This window comes from Borreliella carolinensis (assembly GCF_032595855.2).
GTDB lineage: Bacteria > Spirochaetota > Spirochaetia > Borreliales > Borreliaceae > Borreliella > Borreliella carolinensis.
On sequence record NZ_CP132453.1, the window covers coordinates 551037 to 563747 of the forward strand.

Here is a 12711-nt window from a genome sequence, read left to right on the forward strand (position 1 = left end):
AGGAGAGTTTGTATATGATTAGGCTTAAAGTTTTAATTTTGTGTTTTTTTGGGATTATTGTGGTAAATGGTTTTACAGAAACTAATTTTGAATTCAATTTTGGTGGTGGGGTTGCTTTTCCCGTTAGTCCCTTTTCAAGCTTTTACAATGAGGCTTTAGAGATTAATGCAAAACTTAAGCAAAATTTGCCTTCAAATTTATCCCCAATTGAAAAAGAAGAGATAGTTCAAAATTTTTCCGATTTAGCTAATATTGCTAAAGCTGGAATAAAATATGGAACTTACGCGCAATTTGGTGCTAAATTTGATGATTTTGTTTCTATTGGATTTGAACTTTTGTTTGACATGAATCTTCTTAAAGCAATAAAGCGTTCAGATGGAACTGCAAATGAAAATTTCTCGTTTATTATGGCGATAACACCGAGATTTTATACAAAATTAGATTTTTTTGTTTTAGCTTTAGCGTTTTTCACAGGTCCTAAGATTAATATAGCAACTTCTTCTGCAGATTCTGTTTTGGCAGAACTGGGAACAATGGGTTGGGATATTGGTGCTAGACTTTCATTCTCTTTTTTAATTCTTGAAGGTTACTATGTTTGGAATATTAAAAATCCTAAATTTTCTGATTTCAAGTTTGGAATAGGTTTTGAATTTGGAATTGTGTAGTTTATTTAATTTTGTTTTTAGGATTATGTATAATATTTGGGTTTCTTATTAATAAGATTTTTCGATTTTTTTATTATTAAGGCTAAAATATTTAAATAACCTTGCTTTAAAAAATTTTAGTTGTTTTTGTGTGTGTAAGTTTTATTAATTGTCAAATTAAGATTGTTGAGATTTTAAAAAAAAGAACGAGGAGCTTGGTGAATTTACTTAAAAAAAAATCAATAGGAATTATTGCTTGTCCTGGGGGTAGGGTTTTTGCTAGTAAAATAATAGAAGAGCTTGACAGAATATTTATAAATATTGAAAATGAGATTGTAGATAGTATATGCCAAGATTCTAAAGCCTTAAAGGAAGAAATTTTTAAGATTGAAAAAGTTTTATCTCCTTTTTTAGAGGGGCTAAGTTTATCTACTCTTAAAAGCAAAGAGCCTTTAGAAATTCCTGTAAAATTTGTTAAATTTGCTAATGGTGAATTTAAAACTGAAATTTTAAAGACAATCAGAAATAAGGATATTTTTATTATTCAAGATGTTGCTAATGCTTATGAAGTTGAGATAAGCAGTAATGAAAAAATAATTATGACAGTTAATGATCATATAATGAATTTAATGACAACAATAGATGCTTGTATGCAGGCTAAAGCCAATTCTGTTAGTGTTATTATTCCGTCTTATCCCTATTCAAGGCAAGATAAAAAGCATTCAAGAGAATGTTTAACAGCAAGTCTTATTGGAAGATTTTTAGAAGAGTTGGGCATTAGACATATTTTAACCTTGGATATTCACTCAAAGGCCATTGAAAATGTATTTAGGAAAGTTTATTTTGAAAATTTAAATGTTTCTTATGAAATCTTTAATTCTCTTAAGGATTTAATAGACATTAGAGATTCTAATTTAGTCATTGTTTCCCCCGATACAGGTGCTGTAAGTAGAAATAAATTTTTTGCATCAAGTCTTAAGAGTCCTCTTGCTTTACTTTATAAGGAGAGAGATTATTCAAGAGTTTCAAATGATGTTGTTGATTCAAATATTTCTGTAACTAAGCTTTTAGGAGATGTTGAAGGTAAGAATGTTTTTATGAGCGATGATATGTTAGCTACTGGGGGTACTCTCATTAAGGCAATGAAATTGCTTAAAAGCATGGGTGCTAAAAAGATTATATGTGGGATTAGTTTGCCGTTTTTCAATGGAGATGCTATTAAATATTTTGATAAAGCTTATGAGGAAGGATATTTTTATAAAATAATTGGAACGAATGCCGTTTGCCATAATGATGAATTAATAAATAAACCTTGGTATCATGAGGCTAATGTTGCGCCTCTTTTTGCAGAGGCAATATTTGCAATTTATAATAAAGTTGGTTTGCAAAAAATTCTTGATAGAAAGGATGATATTCAGAAATTGATTACCAAGGGTTAATTTATGAATGCTCTTAGTATTGATATTGGTACTAGTGTTTTAAAGGCAGCGTTAGTTAGTTCTGAAAGTGGAGTTTTAAGTTATATTGATATTAGTTATTCAGATTATTTTGAGGTTGATTTCGAAAATTTTGACTTTAATATATGGCTTTTTTCTTTTAAGAAAGCCATATCCAATTTTCAGCCTAATAAAATAGATTGCATTTCTGTTAGTGGTATTTCACCATGTTTGATTGCTTTGAATTCAAATTTAATTCCTTTAGAAGTTTTGCATTGGAATTCTCTTAAAATTAAGCCTTATTTTAAGGGAAAATCTGTATTTTTGCCCTACGTACTTAGTACGGTTGAAAGAGGAACATATCCTAAAATAAGCTATTTTGTTTCTTGTTTTGAGTATTTTATTTATTTGCTTACAGGAAAGCTTTTTACAAGTTTTCCAAGCATAGAGTATATTCCTTTTATTTGGGATGATATAGAGATAAAAAAATATGGGCTTGATAAGAACAAATTTCCTCCATTCATAAAAATGGGAGAAAATGTTGGTGTTGTAACCTACAAAGCAGGAATTGAATTTGGGCTAAATAGAGGAATTAGTGTAATTAATGCTGGAGCAGATTATTTGAATGTTTTGGTGGGAAGCGGTGCTTTTAAGGAAGGAATTGTGTCAAATAGAATGGGTACAAGCGAGGGGTTTAATTTTGTTTCAAGCACATATTTACCAGAATTTTCTTTAGAATATCCTTATTTTTTAGAAGGGTTTTTTATTATTGGGAGAATTGTTCCTTTTGGATATTTGATTCAATTGTTAAAAGACAGTTTTTATAAGAAAAGCTTAACTTTTGAGTCTCTCTTAAAAAAGATTGTTAAAAGTGCCACTTTAAATAATGTATACTTTTATCCAAGCAAAATTAAACTTTTTAATGATTTGTTTATTTTAGATCCTTGTCTTTGCAAAGATTTAGGTAAAGGAATTTTTGGTAGTATTAAAAATCCGCTGGAGATTGGTTTATCAATGCTTGAATTTGTATGTTTTGCTTTTTATAATAGATTGGTAGAGCTAAAAGACCGTAAAAAAGAAATTTTGAGTATTTTTGTTAGTGGATCTAATTCTGATAATTTGCTTTTAAATCAAATAAAAGCAAATATTCTTGGCAAAGATTTAAAGATTTTTGATTTTAAGCATTCAGAGATTATTGGGGGAGCAATTCAAGCATTCTATTCTTTAAGAGAATTTAGCAGCTTAAATGATTCTTTTTTAAAGCTTACAAAGATTAAGCATGTTGTTTCGCCTATTATTGAGGTTCATGAAGAATATTTAGAAAAATATCAAAAATATATTAATAATTATAGTCTATTTGTTAACGGGTAATATATAAGTTTCTTTAAATTCGCCTATTCCCGCTATTTTTTTAAAGTCTGCTTTTGCTTCTGATTTTGTTTTATAAGGACCAGATCTTACTCTGTAAATATCTTTATTATCTACTGTTGCAGAATATATTTTAGCAACTATATTATATTTGAGTAATTTTTGAATATAGTTGTCTGCATTGATTGGATCTGAGAGTGATACAAATTGTATGTAATATTCTGTATTAGGATCATATATGTTATCAATATTTAAAGTTTTTTGGGCTATGGATTGAGATTTTTCAATAGGTTTTGATTTCTGAGGAGTATTAGGTGTTTTTTGAGTTGTTGTGGGTTGAAGTTTTTCAATAATTTTTGATTTCTGAGGAGTATTAGGTATTTTTTGAGTTGTTGTGGGTTGAGATTTTTCAATAATTTTTGATTTTTGAGAAGCATTAGGCATTTTTTGAGTTGTTGTGGGTTGAGGTTTTTCAATAGTTTTTGACTTCTGAAAAGTGTTAGGTATTTGGTTTTTGTTTGTAGGTTTTTTTTCTTTATTTAGATCTTGTGTTAAATCTATGATTATTTCATTTTGAGTTTCAGATACCTTTAAAGATTTTTCATTTTGGTCAACGTTTTCTAAGATGTTTTGATCTTTATCTTCTTCTAAAACAATATTTTTTTCTGCAATGTCTGAGGCCAAATTTTTGTTTGGAAAGAAAATAATTGTCCCAAGAAATATTATGATACAAACTGTTGCAATCGAGGTTAATGCTACAAAAAATCCTTTATTATTATCATTGTTTTCATTCAAATCTTTCATAGTTAATTATCTCCTGCATTTTTTTTTCAATTTCTTTTTCTAGATATGCATAATTCTTGTTATTAATTATATTGATTATTTTTAAGTTTATAATATTTTTTTTAAAAAAAATATCTTTTTGGATTTTGAGTATTTTATTGATTATATTTGAGTCAATGTTTGGCATAGAATATGATAATCTGTTTTTTATTATAGAATTCTTTGTCTTAAGCACAATTATATAGTTGCAAAGTTTTTCTAAATTTATTTTAAAAAGTAAAGCAGCATTAATTATTATTTTTTTAGATTGATTTTGGATTAGGATTTTTTTTATTTTACTGAGTATGATTGGGTGGGATATGCTTTCAAGTTTTTTTAATTCTTTATTGTCATTAAATACAAGATTTCTTAGTAAGAGTTTGTCTATTTCATTTTTAGTATTTAATATTTTTTGACCAAATATTTCAACTATTTTTTCTTTTTTCTCATGTAATACTGAATGCCCAAGCTTGTCTGCATTTATTTCGTAAAATCCATATTTATTGCTAATTATTTTTGAAGCAGTGTCTTTGCCAGATGCAATTTTTCCTGTCACTCCAATTATTAATGGATTTCTCCCCACGATTTACCCGTTTCAATATTTGCTTTTAAAGGCAGATTTAATGTGTAAGCAGTTTCCATCATAATTTTTAAGATTTTCCTTACCTCATTTTCTTCTTCAATAGGAGATTCGATGAGCATTTCATCGTGTACTTGTAGCAATATTTTTGATTTCATTTTGTTACTTTTAAATTCATTAAATACTTTGACCATTGCAATTTTCATGATGTCGGCGGCACTTCCTTGAATTGTGCTATTTATTGCTATTCTTTCAGCGGCAGATCTTTCTAGATAATTATTGCTATTAATTTCTTTTATATATCTTCTTCTTTTTAAGATGGTTTCGCTATATCCAGCATTTTTTACGAAATTTATTTGATTTATTATAAATTCTTTGATTTTTGGATAAGAGTCAAAGTAAGAGTTTATAAATCCTTTTGCCTCTTCTTTTGTAATTCCTAGTTCTTTTGCAAGTCTAAAATCTGACATTCTATAAATTATTCCAAAATTAATAGATTTTGCTATTCTTCTCAAGTTAGGAGTAATTTCTTTTTCCTCTATTTTGAAAAGCTTAGAAGCAGTTTCTGTATGAATGTCTTTATTGCTTTCAAATGCTTTAATAAGGGCTTCATCTTGTGATAAATGAGCAAGTATAGCAAGCTCAATTTGAGAATAATCAGCTGAAATAAAAATATTTCCATTTTCTGGTTTAAATGCTTTTCTTATTTTTCGCCCTTTTTCGTCTTTTATTGGTATGTTTTGCAAGTTGGGGTTTATGCTTGTGATTCTACCAGTTGCTGTTTTTGTTTGTATGAAGCTTGTGTGTAGTCTGTTTGTTTTATAGTTTATTAGTTCTATCAAATTATCTGTGTAAGTGCTTTTCAATTTTGCAAGTTGTCTGTATTTTATTAGATTTTCAATTGATTCATGCTGTCCTCTAAGAGATTCAAGCACTTTTATATCAGTTGAGTCTTTTTTCATTTTTTCTGGTAATTTTAGATTTAATTTTTCAAATAAAATTTCATGCATTTGTTTTGGAGAATTTAGATTAAAATCAATTCCTATGCTTTTTATTATTTCTTTTTCGATTAGTTCTAATTCTTTTCCAAGTTCTTTTCCATAGTCTTTTAAATATTCTTTATCAAGGTAAATGCCATTTTCTTCCATTTCTATAATTACCTTGTTAAAAGGCATTTCTATTTCGTGCATTAAATTGTCAAGTTTGTCTTCTTTTAATTTTTTGGTAAATATGTTAAATAATCTAAATGTAATGTCAGCATCTTCAGATGAATAGCTTGTTGCCATTTCTAAAGATATATTTGCGAAGTTATCATTTTTTTGAATCACATCTTCATATTTAATATTTTTATGCATTAAATATTTTTCTGCAAGAAAATCAAGTGATACTTTTGAGTTTGTGTCGATAAGGTATGCGGCAATCATTGTATCAAAATAAGGTGGTATGGGGCTAAATCCATTATTTTTAAGTATTTTATAGTCAAATTTATAATTTTGACCAATTATTTTTGGATTTGACTTAAAGAGATTGTCAAATTTTTGTATTATATAATTTTTTTCTATGTAAGTTTTTCCTTTGGCTTCGATTGGAATATAGTAACCTTCAAATTCTTTAAATGAAATGGAAATTCCAATTAATTTTGCTGTGTAAGTGTCAAGCGAGGATGTTTCTGTGTCTATTGATATGTATTTAGCCTTTTTAAGGTTTTCTATTAAATCGTCAAGCTCTATTTTGGTTGTTATTGCGCGGTATTTAACATTTTCTGTGTCAATTGTATTTATGTCATCTAAGCTGTTAGTAATAGGGTCTTGTTTAAATAGGCTTTTTTGGTTTGCATTTTCTTTTTCTTGTTTTAGGATATCTTTTTTATAAGTTTTTATTAGAGCAATTGCTGAATGCTTTTCAAACAAAGGTATTAACTTTTCACTAAAATTTTTTAATGCGAAATTTTCAATTTCTGGAATTTTTAAATTTTCTTCAAGGCTTACAAGTTCGTAGCTTAAAAAGGCATTTTCTTTTTCTTTGATTAAAAGTTCTCGGTGATTTTTATTTATTAGTTCTAAATTTGAATATATTCCCTCTAAGGTTTTAAATTCTCTTAATAAATTTGCTGCTCCTTTTGGGCCAATACCTTTTATTCCGGGGATATTATCAGATCTGTCTCCAACAATAGCCAAATAATCTTTTATTTGGAAGCTATTTACTCCAAATTTTTTTATTACGTAATCATTATCCATTTCAATAAAGCTGTTGTTTTCAATTTTAAGTATTTTTATGTAATCTGACATTGTTTGCAGTAAGTCTTTATCAGGAGAAATAATGTAAGTTAAATAGTTATTCTTTGCAGCCTTTTTAGCAAAACTAGCTAAAAGATCGTCAGCTTCGTAGCCTTCAATTTCAAAGATTGGTATTTTTGCCTTTAAAAGGCCTTCTTTTATCCATCCGATTTGAGGTATTAAATCATCTGGAGGTGCATCTCTTGTTGCTTTGTAGCTTGGATATTTTTGTTTTCTAAAGGTTGGCACCTCTGAGTCAAAGGTAATAATCAAATGCTCAGGGGTTTTTTCTTTTATTATGAAAAATAATGTTTTAAAAAAGCCAATAAATGCGTTTACATTTTCTCCTTGTGTGTTTAAAAGTGGATAATTTTTCATTACGTGATAATTTCTAAATATTATGTTTAGTGCGTCAATTAGGTAAAGTTCTTTCATATTTTAATATCTAACATTATAGGGAAATTGTTTGCTGCAAGGTTTTGATGTTTTTTAATTTTTGGAATTTTTCTTTTTGCATTTGCAATTTGTTGTAAAATTTCACAACAAATTTGATATTTAATGTATATTTCTTCTTTTAGTAGATTAATTTCTTTTATCAAGTATTCGAAATTATCCAATTTTTGGTTTTTAGATTTCAACCATGCATTTATTGTTTTATAATAATTTTTGATTGATTCTAAGATCAAATCTTTTTTAGGATTGGTTATATTTAATATTCTTATTTCTTCTTTTTGCAATTCATCACTTTCTATTGTTAGTATTAATTTCAATTCTTTTAATTCTAATAACAAATTGCTAAAATATTTCTTTAAAATTTCATTAGCCGACAATATTGATTCCTAATTTGTTGTGAGTAACATTATTTTCTTTTTTTCTTAACTCTTTCCAGGTAAAGTTTAATATTTGCAATTGTTTTATAACATTGTCAATTTTATGTATTTCTTTTTTTAAAAGAACATTTTCTAGCTCTTTATTTAGAAATAAATATATTGAGAGTAGGTTTGTAGAGATGTTTCCACCTTGTTCAAAATTTAAAGTTGACATTAATTCAGTAATGATTTCTTGTGCATGAAAGATTTTTTCATTGGCTTTAACTGCATTTTTCCAATTTCCATCTTTTATAAGCTCTTTTGCAACGTTTAAATCCTGTATTGCTTTCTCATAAAGCATTATCAATATTGAGAGGGGATTTGATGTGTTTATTTGTGTTTGTTTATATATTTTTTCTTTTGCTATCAAAATTTCCTCTAATCCAAAAGTTTAATTTGTTCTATTATTTGATCTTTTTTAAAGGGTTTTGTAATATATCCTCTAGCCCCAAGAGATAAAGCTTTTTGTATTAATTCTTGCTTTCCAATAGCTGTAACCATTAATATATTAACCTTTTTAAGCAATTTTTTATTAATTTCATACATTCTCTCAAGAGCTGTGATTCCATCCATTCCCATCATTGTTATATCGAGTGTTATTAAATCAATATTGCTTTGTTTTTCAAATTCTTTAACAGCCTGAATGCCATCTTCGGCTTCTAAAAATTCTTTAAATCCCAATTGACTTAAGATTTTTATTAGGTTTTTTCTCATAAAAAGCGAATCATCAGCTATTAAAGCTTTTTTGCTTTCTTCCAAACTAGCACTCCTTTTATCCATTTTAACATATTAAAATATCTTTAACGACAATTAAAATATAATTCACATTTTTATAATATTGTCTTTTTGATTGATATTTTTCTTTAAAGATCATTTTAATTTGAACATAAGTAAAATAAGTATGTATTTTGAGGGATATTTTATGGTTTGTATAGTAAGGTCCGTTTTTGCTTGTTAGAATTGTTTGATAAAATAATAAAAGATATGTTAAATTTTACCCTATGAGCAACAAAGTACAGCAAGAAATTGCAAACCTTAAGAAGTTGATTAGAAAGTGGAATAAAGAGTATTATGTTGACTCTTTGCCCAGTGTTGAAGATTTTGTGTATGATAAGCATATTTTAAGGCTTAAAGAGCTAGAAAGTAAGTACCCCGAATATAAGACCTTAGATTCTCCTACTCTTAAATTTGGCAGTGATCTTTTAAATGACTTTAAAGAGGTTGAACATTCTGCTCCTATATTAAGTCTTGATAAGGTTTATGATCTTAATTTGCTAAAATCATGGATAGATAAGATTGATTTTAGCAATTCTTTTAATATTTCTGTTGAACCAAAGATTGATGGATGTTCTATTGTTCTTTATTATAAAGATGGGATTCTTGAAAAAGCTCTTACTAGGGGTAATGGAAAATTTGGTAATGACGTTACTAAAAACATTAGAACCATTAGGTATATCCCTTTATTTCTTGATGAAAAGGTTGATTTAGTATTAAGGGGTGAGGTTTATATTACTAAAGAAAATTTTTTAGAAATAAATAAATTTTTAGAAAAGCCTTATACTAATTCTAGAAATTTGGCTTCGGGAATACTTAGAAGGGTTGATAGTAGAGAAGTTGCTAATTTCCCTTTAAATATTTTCATTTATGATTTTTTAAATGCTGGATTGGAGTTTAAAACCAATGATTTAGCTACTGAAAGACTTAAGAAATTGGGGTTTAAAGTAAATCCTCTGATTAGGTTTTTTGATCAAAAAAGTTCAATTGGCGAAGTTTTAGATTATATAGCAGATATAGCAAAAAAAAGAGATTCTTTTGAATATGAAATAGATGGCGTTGTTCTTAAGGTTAGTGATTTTGCTTTAAGAGAAAGATTGGGGTATACTGCGCATCATCCTAAATGGGCAATGGCTTACAAATTTGAAGCGCTTTCCGGTGTTAGTAGGGTAAATAGCATTGTTGTTCAGGTTGGACGTAGTGGTAAAATTACTCCTGTTGCAAATATTGATAAAGTTTTTGTTTCTGGGGCTTTTATTACTAGCGCAACATTACATAATCAAGATTATATAACATCTATTGATTTGAATGTTGGTGATGTTGTTAAAGTTTCAAGAAGAGGAGATGTAATTCCTGCTGTTGAAATGGTGATAACTAAATTTTCAACAGGATTTTTCAAAGTTCCTAACAATTGTCCATCTTGTAAAAACGTTGTAGTAAAAGAGGGGGCACATTTTTTTTGTACAAATAATAATTGTCCCTCAGTAGCAGTCGAGAGAATAAAATATTTTTGTAGTAAAAATTGTATGGATATTGAGGGGTTTTCCGACAAGATAATTTCTTTTCTTTTTGAGAAAAAATTTATTTCTTCAGAAATTGATCTTTATACATTTGATTTTTATAAACTTCTTAAATTTAAAGGGTTTAAAGATAGAAAGATAAATAATTTGATAAATTCAATTGAATCTAGCAAAAAAAAGCCATTTAGCAAATTACTTCTTAGCATGGGAATTAAAGATTTAGGAGAAAACACAATAAGGTTGTTATTTCTTAATAATTTAAATTCGTTTTCAAAACTTTTTAAGCTTTGCCAAGATAAAGATTTTGCTTTTTCAACATTGTTGAAAATTAAAGGCATAGGGGAAAAAATTGCTTTAAATATTATTGGAGCTTTTAATGATTCGATAATGCTTAATAAGTTTAAATTTTTTGAAAACTTGAAATTTAAAATGGAAGAGTTTATTACGATTGATGATGAAAATAAGTCGTTAGTTGGTAAAAAGTTTTGCATTACTGGAACTTTTAATGGTTATTCCAGGTCTATTGTTATTGACAAGTTAAAAAATAAAGGAGCAATTTTTAACACTTGCGTGACTAGTAGTTTAGATTTTCTTATTGTGGGAGAAAAAGCCGGATCGAAGCTTAAAAAAGCTTTGAGTTTAAATATAAAAATTATGTCTTTTAAAGACATAAAAAGTTATTTAGATTAATTGGATAAAGTGTTTGTTTTTATTTAATTATTTTTATTTGCTTAAATTCAGGTTTTAGATTTTTATACATAATTCCTAGTTCGTGAATATTTTTGACTTCTATTAAGTTTCTAAAAAATTCTTCTTTATTTTTTAGAGCAGGGTTAATGAAATATTTTTCAAATTTATATTTTGAGATTATTTCATGATTTTTTAAAGCCTCATTTAAATTAGTAGTTGGATTTATTTCAATATAGTATGTGTTTTCTTTTTTAAATGCAAATTGATCTCCTTTTTCTTTAAATTTATAGTTATTAAGATATATGTCGGGGTAGATTTGAAAATCTGCTGTTTTGATCATAGTTGTTTTTGGGGTGCTTTTAGTATTTTCTTCTAGATCTTGGCTTTCATTTTTTTCTTTGGGCTTTAAATATTCCTTTTCTAATTTCTTATTTTCTTCTAAGTCATCATTTTTGTTTGTAATACTTGGAATGAAAGTTTCTTCGTGTAAAGGTTTTTGAAAAATTTCTTTTTTTTTAAAATTGTTTAATTCTTTTTGAAGTTTTAAAATAGTCTCTTCATTCTCTTTTATTTTATCTTCTAATTCTTTGAATTTGTGTTTATCAGTTCTTATTTTTTTTTGATTTTCTTTGTTTATTGCTTCATTTGCACTGATTTTTCTTTTTAGATCATTTATTATTCTTCCTATTGAAGATAAGTTTTCTTCAATTTCTTCTAAGTTTTTATCTGAGCTATCTTTTTTTTTAAAATTTCTTAATTCTCTTTGTAAATCCAAAATAGTATTTTCATTATCGTTGATTCTGTCTTCAAGTTCTTCGATTTTTTTTTCATTAATAGCGTAATATTTTTCGTTCTCATTAAGATTTTCTTTTAGATTGTTTATTATTCCTTCATTAGAAGGGTAATTGTCTTCATTTACTTCTTCTATTTCATCATTATATTCATAATTTTCTTCAAAATCATCATCAGCTTCTTCTTCAATGTTTTCAATATTTATTTTTTCGTAATTTTCATTTTTTTTGGGTCTGGTGTTTTTGCTAAGGAGCTTTTTTATTTCTTCTATTTCGTTTTTTAATTTATTGGTTAAAATTTCATATTTTTTTGCTTTTTTTTCGATTGATTCTATTTTTTTATTTTCATTTTCCGACGCTTTTTGATTTTTGTTTTTTAAAAGCTTTTCTATATTTTTAATCTTATTTTCATAATTTTCAATTACAGATTTTAGATCATTTTCGTCCATTCTTTTTTTGGGCAGATTTTTATCTCTTATGTTTTCTGGCAATTTCAGATCTTTACCCTTTTTGGGGTCTTTATAAGAAACTATGTTTTTGTTTAAATGTTTTGAGGTATTTATTTGATCGCTTTTGTTTTCAGCACTTTTAAATTCTTCACTTAAGTCTTCTAGAGGAATTTCAATGCTAGAGTAGCTTATTGTATTATTAGCTCCAAATAATGATATACATAGAAGTATTAAAAAATATTTAAAGCTTTGATTTTTTGTTTTATTCATAAGGTCCTTGTTTTTATTTAGAAAACATCTATAATTTATAATGTTAGCATAATTTGTTTATATATCAAAAGTGATAAATAAACGTCGAGGCTATTTTTATTGACAAATAGTGCTGATTTCAAATTAGTTTTAATTGAATTTTTTATTAAGTTGCTTTTAAGCTTGTTGTATATGTTGGTAAGATCAGCTGTTTCTGAAATTTTATTTTTTAATCCTTTTTTA

The 12711-nt window shown here is 26.9% G+C and carries 11 protein-coding genes; 4 read left to right on the forward strand and 7 right to left on the reverse strand.

The features are described from left to right. Window positions 1-14: 14 nt before the first annotated feature. The 3 genes from QIA46_RS02695 to QIA46_RS02705 all read left to right on the forward strand — a co-directional run bounded on the left by QIA46_RS02695 (window position 15) and on the right by QIA46_RS02705 (window position 3451). Entirely contained in the window at window positions 15-665 is a 651-nt protein-coding gene (locus QIA46_RS02695; protein ID WP_301341679.1) for a hypothetical protein, read from the forward strand. 197 nt (window positions 666-862) lie between these two features. Further along, window positions 863-2083: a ribose-phosphate pyrophosphokinase gene (locus tag QIA46_RS02700; RefSeq protein ID WP_317268347.1), complete on the forward strand. Its 1221-nt coding sequence runs from the start codon at window positions 863-865 to the stop codon at window positions 2081-2083. Window positions 2084-2086: 3 nt separating this feature from the next. After that, window positions 2087-3451, forward strand: a complete 1365-nt coding sequence (locus QIA46_RS02705; RefSeq protein WP_317268348.1) for an FGGY-family carbohydrate kinase — start codon at window positions 2087-2089, stop codon at window positions 3449-3451. Here QIA46_RS02705 and QIA46_RS02710 read toward each other — a convergent pair. The 6 genes from QIA46_RS02710 to QIA46_RS02735 are packed head-to-tail and all read right to left on the reverse strand — an operon-like array spanning window position 3434 to window position 8754. Next, on the reverse strand, window positions 3434-4252 hold the full coding sequence (locus QIA46_RS02710; protein ID WP_317268349.1) for an SPOR domain-containing protein: 819 nt from the start codon (window positions 4250-4252) through the stop codon (window positions 3434-3436). The two genes, QIA46_RS02705 and QIA46_RS02710, sit on opposite strands and share 18 nt — an antisense overlap. After that, window positions 4236-4853 (reverse strand): dephospho-CoA kinase, encoded by a 618-nt coding sequence (gene coaE / locus QIA46_RS02715; RefSeq protein WP_317268350.1) that lies wholly within the window; start codon window positions 4851-4853, stop codon window positions 4236-4238. The genes QIA46_RS02710 and coaE overlap by 17 nt, the downstream gene beginning before the upstream one ends. Continuing rightward, window positions 4835-7561: a DNA polymerase I gene (gene polA / locus QIA46_RS02720; protein ID WP_317268351.1), complete on the reverse strand. Its 2727-nt coding sequence runs from the start codon at window positions 7559-7561 to the stop codon at window positions 4835-4837. The genes coaE and polA overlap by 19 nt, the downstream gene beginning before the upstream one ends. Further along, the gene (locus QIA46_RS02725) at window positions 7558-7956 is read right to left on the reverse strand and encodes a hypothetical protein (protein WP_301341685.1); all 399 of its coding nucleotides are present in this window, start codon (window positions 7954-7956) and stop codon (window positions 7558-7560) included. The genes polA and QIA46_RS02725 overlap by 4 nt, the downstream gene beginning before the upstream one ends. Continuing rightward, window positions 7946-8365 carry a flagellar export chaperone FliS gene (locus QIA46_RS02730; protein ID WP_301341686.1) on the reverse strand — a complete coding sequence of 140 codons (420 nt, stop codon included), beginning with the start codon at window positions 8363-8365 and terminating at the stop codon, window positions 7946-7948. Before QIA46_RS02730 ends, QIA46_RS02725 begins: the two co-directional genes overlap by 11 nt. An 8-nt stretch (window positions 8366-8373) precedes the next feature. Next, on the reverse strand, window positions 8374-8754 hold the full coding sequence (locus QIA46_RS02735) for a response regulator (RefSeq protein WP_014023767.1): 381 nt from the start codon (window positions 8752-8754) through the stop codon (window positions 8374-8376). Window positions 8755-8996: 242 nt separating this feature from the next. Between QIA46_RS02735 and ligA the strand changes: the two genes are divergently transcribed. Continuing rightward, complete coding sequence (gene ligA, locus QIA46_RS02740) at window positions 8997-10979, forward strand: NAD-dependent DNA ligase LigA (RefSeq protein WP_317268352.1); 1983 nt, start codon at window positions 8997-8999, stop codon at window positions 10977-10979. A gap of 19 nt (window positions 10980-10998) precedes the next feature. On the opposite strand, the gene QIA46_RS02745 is transcribed toward ligA, so the two are convergent. Beyond that, complete coding sequence (locus QIA46_RS02745; RefSeq protein ID WP_317268353.1) at window positions 10999-12489, reverse strand: hypothetical protein; 1491 nt, start codon at window positions 12487-12489, stop codon at window positions 10999-11001. Window positions 12490-12711: the final 222 nt, after the last annotated feature.